The 17808-nt window shown below is 56.1% G+C and carries 13 protein-coding genes; all 13 read left to right on the top strand.

What is annotated here, in order from left to right:
* The first annotated feature begins 3 nt into the window (after nt 1–3).
* Nucleotides 4–1089 (top strand): UDP-N-acetylglucosamine--N-acetylmuramyl-(pentapeptide) pyrophosphoryl-undecaprenol N-acetylglucosamine transferase, encoded by a 1086-nt coding sequence (locus tag PHD76_10135; GenBank protein ID MDD5262192.1) that lies wholly within the window; start codon nt 4–6, stop codon nt 1087–1089.
* On the top strand, nt 1079–3370 hold the full coding sequence (murC, locus tag PHD76_10130) for a UDP-N-acetylmuramate--L-alanine ligase (GenBank protein MDD5262191.1): 2292 nt from the start codon (nt 1079–1081) through the stop codon (nt 3368–3370). The genes PHD76_10135 and murC overlap by 11 nt, the downstream gene beginning before the upstream one ends.
* 1 nt (nt 3371) lies before the next feature.
* Complete coding sequence (locus tag PHD76_10125) at nt 3372–4265, top strand: D-alanine--D-alanine ligase (GenBank protein ID MDD5262190.1); 894 nt, start codon at nt 3372–3374, stop codon at nt 4263–4265.
* Complete coding sequence (locus PHD76_10120; protein ID MDD5262189.1) at nt 4262–5122, top strand: FtsQ-type POTRA domain-containing protein; 861 nt, start codon at nt 4262–4264, stop codon at nt 5120–5122. Before PHD76_10125 ends, PHD76_10120 begins: the two co-directional genes overlap by 4 nt.
* Before the next feature lie 24 nt (nt 5123–5146).
* Nucleotides 5147–6385 (top strand): cell division protein FtsA, encoded by a 1239-nt coding sequence (gene ftsA / locus PHD76_10115; protein ID MDD5262188.1) that lies wholly within the window; start codon nt 5147–5149, stop codon nt 6383–6385.
* Nucleotides 6386–6415: 30 nt separating this feature from the next.
* A complete protein-coding gene (locus tag PHD76_10110; protein MDD5262187.1) occupies nt 6416–7810 on the top strand; it encodes a hypothetical protein in 1395 nt (464 codons plus the stop codon).
* A gap of 68 nt (nt 7811–7878) precedes the next feature.
* Nucleotides 7879–9147 (top strand): DUF1343 domain-containing protein, encoded by a 1269-nt coding sequence (locus PHD76_10105; GenBank protein MDD5262186.1) that lies wholly within the window; start codon nt 7879–7881, stop codon nt 9145–9147.
* A gap of 462 nt (nt 9148–9609) precedes the next feature.
* A complete protein-coding gene (locus tag PHD76_10100) occupies nt 9610–11781 on the top strand; it encodes a hypothetical protein (GenBank protein ID MDD5262185.1) in 2172 nt (723 codons plus the stop codon).
* Complete coding sequence (locus tag PHD76_10095; GenBank protein MDD5262184.1) at nt 11762–12811, top strand: hypothetical protein; 1050 nt, start codon at nt 11762–11764, stop codon at nt 12809–12811. Before PHD76_10100 ends, PHD76_10095 begins: the two co-directional genes overlap by 20 nt.
* 96 nt (nt 12812–12907) lie before the next feature.
* Nucleotides 12908–13546 (top strand): hypothetical protein, encoded by a 639-nt coding sequence (locus PHD76_10090; GenBank protein MDD5262183.1) that lies wholly within the window; start codon nt 12908–12910, stop codon nt 13544–13546.
* Nucleotides 13547–13596: 50 nt separating this feature from the next.
* Nucleotides 13597–14736, top strand: a complete 1140-nt coding sequence (locus tag PHD76_10085; protein ID MDD5262182.1) for a cytochrome c biogenesis protein ResB — start codon at nt 13597–13599, stop codon at nt 14734–14736.
* The gene (ccsA, locus tag PHD76_10080) at nt 14733–16586 is read left to right on the top strand and encodes a cytochrome c biogenesis protein CcsA (protein ID MDD5262181.1); all 1854 of its coding nucleotides are present in this window, start codon (nt 14733–14735) and stop codon (nt 16584–16586) included. The genes PHD76_10085 and ccsA overlap by 4 nt, the downstream gene beginning before the upstream one ends.
* 386 nt (nt 16587–16972) lie before the next feature.
* Complete coding sequence (locus tag PHD76_10075; protein ID MDD5262180.1) at nt 16973–17797, top strand: cytochrome c3 family protein; 825 nt, start codon at nt 16973–16975, stop codon at nt 17795–17797.
* Nucleotides 17798–17808 lie beyond the last annotated feature (11 nt).

Raw genomic sequence — 17808 nt, 5'->3', positions numbered from 1 at the left:
GATATGGCAAGAATTGGCATCGCATGCGGCGGGACCGGAGGCCACCTGTATCCCGGCCTGGCGGTCGCGGAAATCCTGGCCGGCATGGGGCACGAGGTGCGGTTGTATGTTTCGATGAAGGACATCGACCGCAAGATCCTTTCGCGCAATCCGGAATTTCCAAGCGTGCCGCTGCCGACAATAGGCTGGCCGGGCCTCGGCTTGAAAATATTCCGCTTTGGCGCCAAATTTTTTGAAGCCTGTCGGTTGTCGTCATCCGAAATTCGCAATGAGAAATTGGCGGCCGTGCTTGGAATGGGCGGATTCACCAGCGCGCCGCTGATCCTCAGCGCCTCGCGTTCAAAGGTCCCGACCCTGCTTCATGAATCCAATGCCATACCGGGCAAGGTGACGCGCTGGCTTTCCAGCAAGGCGGGCAAAGTTTTGTTGGGCTTTGCGGAATGCGGGGACTGGCTTCCTGAAGGCAGGACCGTCCTGACAGGAACGCCTGTGCGCAGTTCTCTGCGGCGAGTGGAGCGGAAGGCTGCCGCATCCTTCTGGGATTTGGACCCGGGTAAATTCACCATCGGGATTATCGGGGGCAGCCAGGGTGCGCAGGGTTTGAATCGCCTGGTGATTCTTGCGATGCCCTACTGGGAAGATTTGCGGGACCGTGTGCAATTCATCCATTTGACCGGGCCGCAGGAATGTGAGTTGTTGCAGGCCAATTATCGGCGCAACAGCCTGGAGGCATCGGTGTTGCCGTTTTGCTCCGTGATGGAAAATTTATACAGTGCGGCGGATCTGGTGATCGGACGCTCGGGCGCGGCCTCGCTTGCAGAAATCAGCCTTTTTGGGCTGGCTTCAATCCTGGTTCCCTACCCCCATGCGGCCGAGGATCACCAGTCGAAAAATGCCTCCATTTACTCGGATGCCGGAGCAGCAAGGGTTGTGCACGAGGGCAATGGATCGGAACGCCGGCTTGCCGAGGAAGCCTGTCTTTTATTCAATAACCGCAATCTGCTGGAGAAACTGGCGGGGAAGGCGGGTTTTCTGAATCCGCCTCATGCGGCCCGCAGGGTGGCCGAGGAGGTCCAGAATGTCCTCTGATTCCAAGGTGAGCGAGGCGGCGCGGCTGTTGGAAGAGCCGGGCGCGGCATTTCATCTGGCCGGAATTTCCGGTAGTGGAATGATAGGTATCGCGCGGCTGCTTTTGGACAGGGGCTGTGCGGTGTCGGGGTCCGACCTTCGCAAAGGCAGCCAGATTCCCGACATGGAAAAGCTCGGGCTCAAATTTTTCCACGAACACGCGGACGCGAACCTGGGCAAGGCCAGGGCTCTGGTTTATTCATCGGCCGTCCGCCCTGACAATGCCGAGCGCAAGGCCGCGGCTGAACGCGGCATTCCGGAGTTCAAGCGGGCGGAAATGCTGGCGGCATTGTGCCGGGGCCGCAAATTGAACGTGGTGAGCGGCACGCATGGGAAGACCACCACCGCGTTGCTTCTGGCGCAAATCTTCAAATCCGACGGGCGCGATCCCGGGTACTATATTGGCGCGGACGTGCCTTCGCTGCCGTCCAGCGCGGCATGGGGAAGCGGGCGGGAGATGGTCATTGAGGCGGATGAAAGCGATGGAACCCTCGATTGCTACGACCCTTCCTCGGTTCTGATCCTGAATATTGAGGGAGACCATCTGGATCACTATGGCGATTTGGAACACATACGGAATGCGTTTGTCCAGTTGGCGCGGAAAGCGAAGGACGAGGTGGTCGTTTGCAAGGATGATCCCGTTTGCCGCCGGATGGCCTCCGAGTTGCCCGGGATTGTGACCTATTCCATAAACGAAGCGGCGGACTATCAAGCGGATGGAATCCGGCTGGAAGCCGGAGGCTCCGTTTTCAGGGTGCGTGAGCGCGGGACTGAGCTTGGAGAACTGCGTTTGACGCTGCCGGGCCGGCATAATATCAGCAATGCGCTGGGCGCGCTGGCGCTTGCCCGGCTGACTGGCGTGGATTTCGACGCCTGCCGTAAAGCGCTCGGATCGGTGCGCGGAGCGGGTCGGCGCTTTGACATTCTTTATGCGGACGAGGACTACATGGTGGTGGATGATTACGCCCATCATCCGTCGGAAATCCGCGCGACGCTGGCAGCAGCAGGAAGTTATGGGAAAAAGCGGATTTTGGCCGCATTCCAACCCCACCGCTACTCGCGCTCGTATCATTTGAAGAACGAATTTGCAGGCGCATTCACCGCCGCCGACCGGGTTTTCCTGACCGACATTTATTCCGCAGGCGAGGCCCCGATTGAAGGAGTCAGCGGGCCGGCATTTGCGGAAGCGGTACGCCAGGGCGAGGGAGGCCGTGTCGCCTATTCCGAGACCTTGAAGGATTTAAAAACCGAGCTGAGCGTGAATTTGGAACCGGGCGACTGCGTATTGACGATGGGAGCCGGGAATATCCATGAAGTGGCTGAAGAACTGTCGCGCGACCTGCGTTTGTTCAAAATGATTGGCAGCCTGGCAGGTGAGCAGTCGGTGTTGAAAGCGTACGAGCCGATGAGCAGGCACACAACGCTGCGTGTGGGCGGGCCGGCGCAGATTTGGTTTGAGCCCTCGGACGAAACGGTGTTGTCAAAAGTGGCCGTATTTTGCCGCAGGGAAGGCGTACCGGTGACATTGGTGGGAAGGGGGAGTAATTTGCTGGTGCTGGACCACGGGATCCGGGGGGTGTGCATCCATTTGGGGCGGCCTGAATTCAGCCGGATCCGGATTGAAGGGGAAAGCATCTATGCCGGCGCGGGGGCCAGGTTGAAGCAGATTGTGTACGAGGCCAGGAAGGCCTGCCTGGGCGGCTTGGAATTCATGGAAGGCATCCCGGGAAATCTTGGAGGCGCTTTGCGGATGAATGCGGGCGCCATGCAATCCTCCTTGTTTGAAATGGTGGAGCGGGTCCGTTATCTAAACCCGGAAGGAAAGGTTTGCGAGGCGCCGCGCGAGGAAATCGACGTTCGTTACCGTTCCGTGCCGTTTTTGGAAAGCAGCATTGCCCTGGGGGCCTGGTTGAAAGGGGTTCCAAAAGAGGGCGCTGCGATAGCCGAGACCCTCAATTCGTTCAGCCAAAAACGGTGGAGCTCGCAGCCTGCGGCGCCGAGCGCGGGCTGCACCTTTAAAAATCCCGGACAGATTCCGGCGGGCAGGCTGATTGATGAACTGGGGCTGAAGGACACATGTTGCGGAGGGGCTCGAATTTCTGCTGTACATGCCAATTTTATTGTGAATGATGGTAAAGCAACGGGTTCGGACGTGCTTCGTTTGATAGAGACAGTAAAGCGCAAAGCAAAGGCCGAGCGGGGAATCGATCTGGAACTGGAAGTGATTGTGTTAGGTGAGTGAAATGAACGCTGGAAACAAAAAGATCGTACTCTTGAAAGGCGGGATATCCGCCGAGCGGGAGGTGTCCCTGCGGACCGGCGCGGCGGTGGCGGCTGCCCTTAGTTCGCTCCAGTATAAAGTCAGTGAAATTGACGTCACGGCGAGGGACTTTAAAATCGAGGCCGGCGCGCTGGCTGTCTATATCTGCCTGCACGGCACCTTTGGCGAGGACGGGGAGCTCCAGTCCCGCCTGGAGCGCGAAGGTTTGAATTTCACGGGATCGGGTTCGCGCGCCTGCCAGAATGCGTTTGATAAACTGAAAACGAAAAGATTGTTCCATGAGCACGGGGTGCCGACGCCCCGGGGCGGCCCCTGGAAGCCGGGGGAACACTGCCCGATTCCCTGCGTACTGAAACCCGTTTCCGAAGGTTCGAGTGTCGGCGTCTCGATTGTGAGGCTGGAGAGCGAGTTGGCGCCTGCGGTTGCGGCTTCCGCCAGGCTGGACAAGCCCATGATGGCTGAAGAGCTGGTCGAGGGCCGCGAAGTGACAGTCGGCATTTTGGGAGACCGGGCGTTGCCTCTGGTTGAGATACGCCCGCACAGCGGATTTTTTGATTACAGGAACAAATACACGGCCGGGATGACGGAACATATTTGCCCGGCGGTGTTTGATGAAAATACCACACTGGCCGCTCAGGAAGCGGCTTTGGCGGCCCATGCGGCCCTGGGATGCCGTGTTTATTCAAGGGTGGATGTCATCATCAAGCCGGATGGCAGCCCTGTGGTGCTTGAGGTCAACACCATCCCGGGCATGACGGAAATCAGCCTGCTGCCCGAGGCGGCGCGTGCGGCTGGAATCGGGTTTGCGCAGTTGTGTGAAAAAATCCTGAACCTTTCGCTGGAGGAACGGCCATGAGCAGGCGCCTTGGAATGAGACGGGGAGGGCGGCGGAACATTCTGCATGTGGAAGTGCAAAAGCGCAGCCAGTCGAAAAAGATGTACTTGCGCGGGATACTGTTCTCCGCGCTGTTTGCCATACTCGCTGTGGTGGGAACGGGGGCGTATTTTGCGTCCGAGCGCGTGATTGATGCGGCCTTTTTCAAAAACCAGGATTTTCAACTGCGCACAATCAATATCAAGGTGCAGGGCGCTGTGACGCGGGCGGAGGTGCTGCAGGCTTCGGGGATCGAACTGGGGCAGAATCTGATGACTCTGGATCTGGATGGGATCCGCGAGCGCTTGACCCGGATGTCGTATGTGGAATCGGTCCGCGTGGAGCGGCAGCTTCCCTCGACGCTGAAGATCACGATAGAAGAGCGCCAGCCGGTTGCCCGCATCCGCCCGTATTCCAGGGAGGGAAACCAGCTTGCGGTGTCGGTGTATTATGTCGATGCCCAGGGATACATCATGAAGCCGAAAGCGGGGGAAAAGTTGAAGCCGCTGCCGGAACTGATGGGAGTGGAATCCGACCAGATCCAGGAGGGGCAAAAAACCGACCGTTATGAAATCATCAGCGCCCTCAACCTGCTGAGGCTGGCGGACTATTCCGCGCTGAGGAGCGAACTGGATTTGACGCAGATTTATGTGCAGAGCAAGGGATACCTGATTCTTCGCACGCAAAGCCAGGGGCAGATCCGATTCCGGACGGGCTACCTGGACCAGCAAATTGTGCGTTTGCAATATATCATGGACAAGGCCCATCAGATGGGCGCAGTGGTGAGGACGGTGGATCTGGCGCCGGAACGGAATGTGCCGGTCACTTTTTTTAACTAATCAATCAAAAACACAGGAGCGAAAATGTTTTGGAAGAAAAAAGAAAGTTACGCGCTGACCGCGGTCGATGTGGGCACGAGCAAGGTGGCGGTCGCGGTTGGTGAATTAAGGCCTGACGGTTCGCTGGTGTTGCTTGGCGTGGGGGAAGCCCCGGCCAGCGGAATCCGGAAGGGGGAAATCATTGATTTTCAACTGGCGCAACAGGCGATTGAGGAGGCATTGGAAGACGCCGAGGTAAAAACCGAGTGCATGATCCAATATGTCTATCTCAGTTTGACGGGGATGCATTTTGAGCCCAAGACGATCCGGCTGAAGACCGCCATCGATTCGGAGGATCATTTGATCACGCCGGAGCATATCGGGCGTTTGGACGAGGAACTGGAGAATTATGCGATCCCCTCGGAGCACGAGATCATTCACAGCGCGGTGCAGCATTATTATTTGGACAACGGGCTGGTTTGTTCCGATCCGCTGGGCCTGAGTTCCCGGACGCTGGAGGCGAGCTATCATATTGTCCACGGGTTGCGCACGCGCCTGGAAACCCTTTTCCGCTGCGTCATGGAGCTGGACATCAAGGTTGTGCACTACGCCCTGTCCTCCTATGCCACATCTCAGGCCGTACTGAGCAAGTCGCAAAAGGATCTGGGCGCCGTGGTGATCGACATGGGCTCGGGCGTCACGGATTACCTGGTGTATGTGGACGGCGCAGTGGTTCATACCGGGGTGCTCGCGGTGGGAGGAGACCATGTGACGCAGGATGTTGCGCTGGGCTTGAAGCTTCCGTTTCAACGGGCCGAGCAGTTGAAGGTCCGGCATGGAAACCTGTTTGTGGATACCGGCCGTCCGAACGAGAAAATCCTGATTGAAAAGGATGTCAATTTTGACGAGCGCTCGGTTTATGCCGAATCCCTCACCAAAATCATGCATGCGAGGGTGAAAGAAACGCTGGAACTGGTTTCCGAGGAGATCGAAGCCAAGGGGCTGTGGCCGCAGATGGCCGGAAAAGTTTATATAACAGGCGGGGCTTCGAAAGTCGGAGGCCTGGCCCGGCTGGCGGAGCAGGTTTTCCCCGCCCCGGTGCAACTGGTCCATGAGTTTTCGCTTGAAGGCGACCAGACCTACAATCGGCGCCCGGATCTTTCGACGGTACTGGGTTTGTTGCGGTATGCCCGGCATTATGACCTGCAACACTCCAAACCCAGCGGCTTTGAGCGGCTGCGCCACTCGGTGCAGGACGTTCTGGCGTCCATGCGATTGTTCTAACAGATAACAGGAGGTTCTATGATTGAATTCATGAAAGAAGGCGGATACAAGGCACCGGAACCCTCGGATCTCAATGGACATGTGATCATCGGGCTGGGGTCGGCAGGCGTGAACATTGTGGATCAGATTATTTTGGAGCAACGCAATACGCCCGGCCTGTTTTGCTTTGATACCGATGAGCAGGGAATCCGGGGTTCTGTGGTTGGCGAGAAAATGTTGCTGGGCAGCCGGCGCGTCCGCGGCCTTGGTGCCGGCGGCGACCCTTCACTGGGCGCCGAAATTGCAAGGGAGGAAGCAGCCGACATCCGCGCCATGCTGCAGGGTGCGCGTACGGCGATTGTGACCCTCGGCCTTGGCGGAGGCACCGGAAGCGGGATGGCTTTGGAATTCATCCGGATTTTGAAACAGCTCGGCGCCCAGGTTTTGGTCGTGGCGGTGGCGCCATTTGATTTTGAAGGCAAACGCCGGCTGGGCCAGGCCCAGGAAACTGTTTCAGCCCTGAAAAATGAAGCAGACCTGGTGTTTTGCCTTTCAAACGGCCGCCTCCTGCACCTGCACGGACAGGATGCCGACGTGCGCCAGAATTTTGCCACCATGAACAGCATGATGGGCCGCTGCTGCATGAACCTGAGGTCGATGCTGTGCCAGCGCAGTCCCATGCAGATTCATCTGTCCGACCTGAAAAATCTGGCCGCAGAACACGATTGCGGCAGCGCCACGCTTGAAAACTGTTGGGTTGGATTCGGAAGGGCCGACGGCCAGGAACGCGTGCGGGAGGTGGTGGACGAAGTTCTCTCCAGTCCGTTGTTTCACGACGGCAAAGTCTGGTCGAAGGGGTCGGCGGTTGTCGCAAGCCTGAGCGGCGCAGAGGGAATGTCGATGGGAGAGTTCCAGGCTGTCGTGGAATATCTGAAACAGGAAATGCCCGTGGAATTGCCGGTACTGGCAGGCACCGTGCTGGATGCCGAAGCGGGCGACAGCCTGAATCTTACCCTGTTGGTGACCGGGCAGGCCTACGATTCTGAGGAGGCCCAGCCGAAAAAGAAAGCCGCGCAGGAGTTTGTTTTTGAATCGAAACCCGCCGCGCTCGAAACAAAAAAGCCGAAAGCGGCGCCGATTGAAGCGGTTTCTGACGAAGTTGCGCAGGCGGCGCGCAGCAGGAAGAAAGCACCCGTTCAACCCGTGCTTGCAACTGTTTCCGGTGAAGTTCCGAATGAAGAACATGCGGAGGATGCGGATGCTGAAATTGAGCCGACGAAACGTCCGCGCCAGACCGAGCAAAAATATTTCATCCAGCAGGACGAATTGCCGCTCGACAAAAAGACGTTCAGGGGGCGCTTTGAAAAAGCGGCTCCGACCATGTTCAACGGCCAGGATCTGGACCAGCCGACGTTTATGCGGTTGAACATCAAAGTCCGGCTTTGATTTTGCGTGGCAGGACATTGAGTAAAAGACATCCGTCGCGCAACTCCGATAAATCGCGAGTGTTCCAGATGCGCAACGGTGCGGGCAGGATGCCCGCGCTCCGGGAGATCATTTGTCGTTCCCTGGCTGCCGCAGCGCTACTCCTGTGGTTTTCCCCCCTGAATGTGGATGCATCCGTCAGTCTGGGGATTGACAATTTTCAGGCGCAGGGCTTTCCGGGTTTGGAGGGGAAGCGTGTTGGCCTGGTGACCAATCCTTCAGGAGTGAATGCAGCCGGAGTTTCGACTATCCAGGTATTGGAGCGTTCCGGCAAGGTGCGCCTGGTAGCCTTGTTCGGTCCGGAACACGGACTTTATGGAACTGTAAAAGCGGGGGACGCCGTTGCCAATCAAAGAGACCCCGCCACCGGGCTGCCGGTGTATTCTTTGTTTGGCGACACGCGCAAGCCGACTCCGCAGATGCTGCAGGGATTGGATGTCCTGGTCTATGATCTGCAGGACATCGGGGTGAGAAGCTATACATTCATCAGCACGCTGGGTCTGGTGATGCAGGCGGCGGCCGAGCAGGGCATTGAAGTCGTAATCCTGGACCGGCCCAACCCACTGGGAGGAATCCGCATCGAGGGCGGCGGGGTGAGTCCGGGGCACAATTCCTTCGTCGGGCAGTATGACATCCCTTATGTCTATGGGTTGACGCCAGGCGAGCTGGCATGGTGGATCAATGAACGCTGGCTGGCAAAACCCTGCCGCTTGAAGATTTTTAAAATGAGCGGATGGACCCGTTCCATGACATGGGACAGGACCGGGTTGAAATGGGTGCCGACCTCGCCCAACATTCCGCGCGCGGATTGCGCGTTTGGGTATGTCGCTACCGGCTTGTTGGGTGATCTGGGAGTGACCAACGGCGCCAATGTTTCCAGCTACCCGTTTGAAGTCGTTGCCGACCAGAATCTGGACCCGGTTGCTTTCACGCGTCGGTTCAACGCCCTGGGCCTGCCCGGCGTTTACGGCGACCCGTTTTCATTTTATCCCACTGCGGGAAAATTCAAAACCGTACAGTTCCGGGGGCTGCGCCTGGCGATTGACCCGCAGGCCCGGACGAACTTGCTGTCGGTCAATTTCCAGATCCTGGATTTGTTGCGGGAGCTGCGGCCTGACAAAAATTATTTTGCCGCGGCTGCGCCGGATTCCATTGTGTTGTTCGACAAAATCAACGGCGGCCCGGGCAACCGCCTGGCCTGGACCGCCGGGCGGAATGCGTCGGACTTGATGCGGACCTGGCAGGCCCGGGAAATCCAGTGGCGCGTTGAACGGCAAAAGTTTTTGCTGTATCCATAAGAAGTTCGACGGGCCACGACACCTGCCACGCGCTTGCCCGGTAACATTTACGTTGATGCCTTGAAAGTGTCGCGTGAATTTTACACAAAATCCAAATATACTTGGTGGGCTTTTTATCCGAGGCAACTCCGAGAAAATCACGGTAACCCTTAATATTCTCTGTTAGGAGTGCTGATGTGTGCAAATTTCTCTCAGGAGGCGAGACATTATGGTTAAGGTTACGCCAGGCATGGTTTGAGGAATTGGTCGGGAGGGAAGATGATCAGAAGTGACATATCTGGAGTGGATTTACCCAGGAGATTCAGTTACAGTGACGGGAGTGAGATAAGCCAATTGGTTGGAGTTGGAAGTAGAGAAAAGCCAGAGACAAGCAAAAATGGATTGCAAATATAATATAAATGTTAAGTTGCCTGCTCGCGACATTTTTTTCTCATGATCGAACGCAACTTCCAGATTTCCTTTGTGGCGCGGATGGCGTTGGCAGAGAAGCAGATTCAGCAGAACTACCGTCCTCTGATTGCTGTACATAAGTGGTTTGCGCGGCGGCCGGGTACGTTATTTCGGGCGCTGATCTTATCCGAACTCGGAGGGACGCGGGTGGATCAGACTTATTTCCATGCTCACAATTTTGCCGACAAGCATATTCTTGATCCGTTCATGGGAGGCGGAACGACGGTGGTGGAAGCGAACCGTCTGGGTTGCGCTGTAACAGCAGCGGACATTAATCCGATGGCGTGGTGGATCGTACGTCAGGAGATTCAGGACTTGGACTTGTCGGCATATTCAGAAGCGGCAAGGGCGCTTCGGACGCATCTGCGTGAGGAGATCGGCCCCTTGTTTCAGACCAGATGTACCAAGACCGGGAAGACTGCGGAGGCGAAGTATTTCCTGTGGGTTAAAACGGTGAAATGTAGCTCATGCGGAAAAAAGCATGATCTCTTCCCTAATCATTTGATCGTCCAGGATGTGCGACACACGGCCAATGTGTTCACCTGCGGTTATTGCGGTTCCTTGTTCGAGTCGAAGAATCGGAAATATCCTGGAGAGTGCCCAAACTGCGGGAAACATTTGCCCGCAGAACACACGGCGGGACGCAATCGTTCCCGCTGTCTTCATTGCAACGCGGAGGTTGCCTATCCGACCGGCGTGCCTCCCGAGCATCGGTTGTTTGCCATAGAATACCATTTACCGGAGGCACACACTGGAGGATCACGCAAAGGGAGGCTTTTCAAAGCACCCGACGCGGTGGATTTTTCCAACTTTGCGGATGCTGAGGAGCGTTTGCGCAAGATGCGCCCCCAGTTCATTCCAGAGGACGCAATTCCGAAGGGGGATGAAACCGAACGGCTTCATCGCTGGGGCTACCGGCATTATCGGGAATTGTTTAATGCCCGGCAGTTGCTCGGGTTGGAATTGAGTTGTCGGTGGATCAGCAAGTACCCTGATACGCGTATTCGTGAGGCGTTGGCGACGAATCTTTCCGATCTACTCCGTTATCAAAACATGCTCTGTCGCTACGACATCATGGCTTTAAAGTCGCTCGACATTTTTTCCGTCCATGGATTTCCTGTTGGACTCATCCAGTGCGAGTCGAATGTCATGGGAATTGAAGGCGGGCACGGCCAACCGGTGGGTAGCGGAGGGTGGTTGAACATTACGGAGAAATTCTCGAAGGCTAAAAGCTATTGCTCCAAGCCGTTTGAAATTCGGCACGAAGGTAAGAACAAGGTTGAGGTGCCCATCACCGGTGAATGGATCGGGACGTATCGGAATGGATCGCATCCGCCGGAACGGCGTCAGGTAGATCTGATCTGCGGAGATTCCAAAACATTAAAGGGGCGGAGGCTGTTCGATGGGATTTTCACCGACCCTCCTTATTTCGGGAACGTGCAATACGCGGAGTTAATGGATTTTTGCTACGTCTGGTTGCGCAAACTGGCGGGAGCGTCGCATCCGGAATTTGCTAGTCCAACGACACGGAATGCAGGCGAACTCACGGGCAACATCAATATGGGCCGGGACCTCGTTCATTTTACGGATGGAATTTCGTCCACCTTCCGAAAGTCGGCGGAACGGCTCCAGCCTGGAAGCCCGCTGGTGTTCACATATCATCACAACAAGCTGGATGCCTACGTGCCGCTAGCGGTTGCAATTCTCGATGCTGGGTTAACTTGTTCGGCTTCGCTGCCGTGTCCTGCGGAGATGGGGGCGTCTATTCACATCAACGGAACCAGTTCCTCAGTGATTGATACAGTTTTCGTCTGTCGCAAGACGGGGAGGGCACCGAGGAAATGGATAGTTAATACGCCCGAGCAACTTGCCAGTATCCTTCAAGTGGAAATCGAGGCGCTTGCACAAGCTGGTCTCAATACAACGCAAGGCGACATCAGATGCATGGCGCACGGGCATTTGACGCGGCTGGCGGTATGGAATTTGCGCGCCGACTGGGAACGCAACACTCCAACAACTGAGAGAATGCAGACCGTACGGACTTGGTATCGGCAATTTGGCGGTTTGGAGGTGGTGGTAGCCGTATTGGAAGGCAACTTTGCCTCAGCTCCCGCTCGTCAGGATTGGATGATGGCAGATATGGTACGTGAAACTACGGAGATATATGATGAAATTCCCTTTTGAAGCTAGTCCAGACGAGGTGCTGGCTGCACCTGAATCTTTTGTCGATGCGGTTTTTTCAAACCTTGCTTCTGAGTTTCTCATCATGCCGAAAGGAGATGGTTTTCTGGATTACCCAGTTTTTGCCGCTGGGTATGAAGCGCTCAAGAAAATCTCAGATGGATTCACGCGATTTGAATATCCAGCGATTCTAGGCGCGGCGCTTCAGACGCCTGTTACTCTCATCGTGTTGCGGGCCATTCTTGGTTTCACGCCACCGGAATGGGCCTACTTGGCATCCAGTCGAAAAGGTGTGGAAATTCCACAGGGAGCGGCACGTACTTTGGACCGGGACATTCGTGTACACCCCGACCGTTCACTGAAACCGGGTGCAACAACACTCACACGGATCACGGCACTGGTAGAGACAGCGTGTGACTTGATTGAAGAGGGATGCCCAACTGTTGCTGCCGACAAGCTGCACCGATTTAGCAAGGCCGATAGCTTGGAGGGGTTGTCGTCTGTCAAGCAGTTGGCCGATCTTGGTGCGCCCTACGCCATGCTGCTTTATGAACGTTTTTTGGGCAGGTCTTTCGCAGGGCATCGTGATTCTGTCAGTGAGCTGGTTGGTGACGGACTTGAATCGGCGATTGAGGAGCAGTTGAGCCGGGCTGGTATCACGTTCCGCAAGACCAAACGGGCTGAGCGGCTTGTGGGTTTTGACCAAGCCCCCGACTTCATTATCCCCGACGAGTTTCAACCGCAGGTTATCATCGAAGCCAAACTAACCGAAGACGATGGAACAGCAAGAGACAAGGCAACACGGGTTATCCGGCTCTGCCAGATGTCAGCAGAGCGAGAACGCTCTGGGAAAGGTGGCTACGAGGTGATTGCTTGTTTGGCTGGACGAGGTTTTGGTGTCCGCCGTGAGGACATGCGACAAATGATTTTCCACGCGAAAGGAAAAATCTTTACGCCTAAAACACTAGATCGGCTTGTGGATTGCTCTGCACTCTCAAGATTCCGAACCAAGAAAACATTACCAAGCTTTTAGGCAATCCTATGGAAGGGTATATTTAATCCTGCGCATACCCCCAAGTCTTGCCGGTTGACTCAGTCATGCCTGAGGTCTATAGATGACCGTCTCGAAATGAAATCCTCCCGCGCCCTTTTATTTTTTGGCACAGCCGCAGTTTTGACATTACTGTGTGGCTGCAATCACAAGGAAGAGATCCAAGTCTATCGCGTCTCCAAGGCTCCGCCAGAAGCCGCCGCTGCCCAAACACCCGAAACCGCTCCGTCCCCCGAAATGCCGCCTGCGGCTCCGATGCCTCCGCAGGCGCAGGCCAGCGGTGCGGGCGCAGCCGATTCTCAAAAGCCGCAAATCAAGTGGAAGGTTCCGGACGGCTGGAAGTCGGTCCCGGCTTCCTCCATGCGCTATGCGAGCTTTTCAGTTGCCGGGCAGAACGGTGAAACAGGCGACATTTCGATTGTGACCCTTCCCGGTGAAGCGGGTGGCGATCTTGAAAACGTGAACCGCTGGCGCGGGCAGGCCGGTTTGGAGCCGGTTGGAGAGCCGGAATTGAAATCGTTGATCGTCCCGGTGAAGGCAAAGGGCGGCGAGATTTTGACCGTCGATATGCCGGGGGCCAAGTCGCGCATTCTGGCGGCGTGGACGCGGCATGAAGGCAGCGCCTGGTTTTTCAAGCTGAACGGGCCCGATCATTTGGTTGCGGGCGAAAAAGCCAGATTTTTAAAATTTCTCCAATCGGTTGAATTCGGTCCCTGACCGCATCCCTGCCTTTCATGTTGCGCCTTATCTTTGATTTCGTTTCGTCGTTGAAACTGACCATTGCCTGCCTCGCGGCGGCGATTGTGCTGGTTTTTGCGGGCACGATTGCGCAGGTGCATCTGGGCATCCACGAGGTGCAGCAACTGTACTTTCAGAGCCTGTTTGTCTGGTGGCCGCCCAATTCGAATGGATTTAAAATCCCCATCTACCCGGGCGGGCATCTGATTGGCGCCGTGCTGCTGGCCAACCTGATCACCGCCCACATCCGCCGCTTCCAATGGACCTGGCGCAAATTCGGCATTCAGCTTATTCACGCGGGTTTGATCATCATGCTTCTGGGCGGACTTCTTACCGATCTATTTTCGGTGGACAGTTACATGCGGTTGGAGATAGGCGAAACAAAGAATTACTCGGAAGACCTGCGGTTGACGGAACTGGCGGTGATTGATGAAAGCGACAGCGATCTGGACCAGGTCACGGCGATACCACAAGCGCGGCTTCAGCGCGGCGGGACCATTGAGCACAGCGGCCTGCCGTTTCGGATCCTGGTTCGGCGGTTTTATCCTAACTCCCAAGTCGGAATGTTGAGCAAAGCAGGGGCCAACGCCCAAGCGGCTGCCACACAAGGCGTCGGCTCGCGTGTTGTCGTGACGGAAGCTCGGCGGGACACCACGCCGAACGGGCACGACACGGTGAGCGTCGTCATTGAGATTGAACCTCTTCCATCCGAAAATGAAATTACAGCCGGTTCGCTCGGCACGTGGCTGGTTTCGGACGGTTTGGGAGCTCCGCAGGAATTTTTCTACTCGGGCAAACAGTGGCGCCTGGAATTGCGCCCGGTGCGTTACTACAAGCATTACAGCATGACGCTGCAGAAATTCACCCATGAGCGGTATCCGGGAACGGAAATTCCCAAGAATTTCGCCAGTCGTGTCACGCTGACGGATCCTGATCACAAGGAAAACCGCAATGTGCTGATTTACATGAATCATCCGTTGCGTTATCGCGGCGAAACCTATTACCAGTCGGGATTTGACAAAAGCGACAAGGCCACGGTTCTCGAGGTGGTGCACAATCCCGGCATTATCGCGCCGTACGCCGCCTGCGTTATCGTGGCGGCGGGGCTGCTGGTCCAGTTTTCCTTCCATCTGACGTCATTTTTACGCCGGAGAAAGCCCGCATCATGAAACGTTATATTCCCTGGATTGCCCTGGGGCTTGCCGCACTCTGGCTGGCCTCGAATTCACGCCCGCCCCAAACAGGATCCGATGGTTTTGACATGGCGTCGTTCGGAAAGCTGCCGGTGCTGGTTGGCGGCCGGGTCAAGCCTATCGATACGGTTGCGCGCAATTCGCTGGTCATCATTCATGGCCGTCAAACCCTCCGCCTGGAAGACGGGCGCCAGCTTGAGGCGTCACGCTGGCTGGCGGATATGTTGTTCAACGCGCCGGTGGCGGACAAATATCCGGTATTCGCCATCCACAATCCGGATGTATTCGGCCTCTTCGGCTGGGAGCAGGGCGAGAAGAAATATTTCAGTTATGTGGAGATCACGCCGTTCCTGAAGAAAATTGATGAGCAGGGAACGCGGGCGGAGGACATGGAGGCGGTCCAGCGCTCGCCCTATCAGACGGCCATTTTAAACCTGCGCAATTCCCTGGTGCTCTATCAGCGGCTTAAAAACAGCCTGCAGCCGGATGACGCGGAGGATTTTGCGAATGAAATCGATGCCTATGCGCAAATCTTTCAAGCAGGGCGTGATGCCGCACATGCGCACGAAAAGGGCGGGAAATTTGACAAGGGAAAGCTGGATATGTTTCAGCAGTTTTCCGACCGCTACACGACATTGGCTGAAATGGCGTATATACTTTCCATTCCACCGGCACAGGCAGGGACGGGATTGCACGGCGATTGGATGTCGATGGGCCAGAGCCTCTTGAATGCGGCCTCCGCAGGCGGGGTCAATCCCGTCGTGAAGGCCTATGCGCTGATTGGCGACGCTTATCGAAAGAACGATCCAGCGTTGTTCAACCGGCACGTGCAGGATCTTGGCGGCTGGATGGCTAAGAACGAGCCGCAGGCAACAAGCCGCACGGCGTATGAGTTTACATTCAACTGGCTGGAACCTTTTTACCAGGCCATGGGGCTGTATGTGCTGGTGTTTCTTTTGGTGTGTGCTTCGTGGATTTTCTGGACTCAATGTCTGAACCGCTCGGCCTTTTATGTGCTGCTGCTTGCGCTGGCGGTGCACACGTTCGGCTTGTTCAGCCGCATGTATCTGCAGGAACGTCCGCCGGTCACCAATCTGTATTCCTCGGCGGTTTTCATTGGTTGGGGCACTGTCATTATTGGGCTTATTCTGGAGCGGATTTTCCGCGACGGCATCGGCGCCGCCTGCGCTGCTGTGATTGGTTTCATCACGCTGGTCATCGCGCACAATCTCGCCGGCAGTGGTGACACGCTTGAAATGATGCAGGCCGTGCTCGATACCAATATCTGGCTGGCGACCCATGTGGTGGCGATCACGACGGGCTATTCCGCGATGTTTTTTGCCGGGGTGCTGGCTATCTTTTATGTGGTGCGCGGTGTGTTCACCCGTTCGCTGAACCAGCAGTCGGCGCAAGCCCTGGCCCGGATGATTTATGGCGTGATTTGTTTTGCGACGCTGTTCAGCTTTGTGGGTACGGTTCTGGGCGGCATCTGGGCGGACCAATCCTGGGGCCGGTTCTGGGGCTGGGACGCGAAGGAAAACGGGGCGCTGCTGATTGTGCTGTGGTGCGCGCTGATTTTGCATGCGCGTTGGGGTGGGTATATCCGGCAGCGGGGCTTGGTGGTCATGGCGCTCTTTGGGAATGTGATCACGAGTTTTTCATGGTTTGGGGTGAACATGCTGGGGGTGGGCTTGCACTCTTATGGGTTCATGGAGAAGGCTTTCCCGTGGCTGCTTGGCTTTGTCATAAGCCAGTTGGCATTGATGGGGATTGCGTTGATACCGCAGACGCAGTGGCGGAGTTTCAAGACTGCGACTCAGTCTTAACTCGGATGTCGCTGGGCACCTGTTCCTGCCTTGCTTTGGCGGCTGGACACTTTGCGGGGGTTTTCAGAAATGTTTGGAACATTCGGGTTAGTTGTTGAGATCAATTCTCAACAAATGGCGCTAAAACCCAGCTCAATCATTACTTATAATGCAGCGCTAGTAAGATTCCTTATAAAATGGTAATTGTAATTTTTCTTATTTCTATCTGCACTGCCCCGTGCTTCCATTAGCGGAGTTAAAGGTAAGGCTAACTCAACTTCAAAACTTCATGCTTATATGTTTGTTAGAAAAACCAAGGATTGTATGAGTCAGGCTACTCAAGGATGGAATCAGCCCGGTAAGTCCGGGATGCTCACCGGAAGAAAACAAGGAAGGACGCAATAACAATGAACAGGCATACTTTACTGGCCCGATGCCGCACCCTGGCCCAACGACTGCGCAACAGCCCCGGAAAATCAATCGGTATCCTGGGGGCCGCTTTTGGTTTGATAGTCATTCTGGCTTCCTGCGGCATGCCTTCCCAGGAACTGGTCATTCCCCCCAATATCCCGGGCGCAACCTTCGTCGGCTCCAAGGCCTGCGAGGATTGCCACGAGCCTATCACGAAGGATTTCAAGACCGCCGACCATGCCCGCTTGATGGCAAAGGGCAAAAACGCCGAAAACGTGGGTTGCGAATCCTGCCACGGGCCCGGCAGCCAGCATGTCAGTTCCGGCGGTGCGGCGCATACCATCATCAATCCGCACAAGTCGCCTGAAACCTGTTTTCAGTGCCATCTGGAGACCAAGGCGAAATTCAATCTCCCGAGCCATCATCCGGTTCTGGAAGGCAGGATCAGTTGTACCGACTGCCACAACCCGCACAGCGGCCGGGCGATCAAGGGCGGCGGCACGAGTCCCATGGGCAAAAACGAAACCTGTTTCCAGTGCCATACGGCGCAAAAGGGGCCGTTTGTATTCGAGCATGAGGCGGTTCGCGAGGGTTGTGTGACCTGCCACGATCCGCATGGTTCGGTCAATCCGAAGCAACTGGTCGCGCGGAACCACACGCTTTGCCTGAAGTGCCATTTCCAGCAGCAAACCACGCCGGGAGGGCTGAACATCAGCACGGGTGGCACCCATAACGCACGGGCGCTGCAGGGCACTTGTTGGTCCAGCGGCTGCCATGAGGCGGTGCACGGTTCCCAGGTCAACTCACATTTTAGGTATTAAAAAGTAAACGA

Source organism: Candidatus Methylacidiphilales bacterium (genome assembly GCA_028713655.1).
GTDB lineage: Bacteria > Verrucomicrobiota > Verrucomicrobiia > Methylacidiphilales > JAAUTS01 > JAQTNW01.
This window is presented reverse-complemented; position numbering and strand designations above follow the sequence as displayed.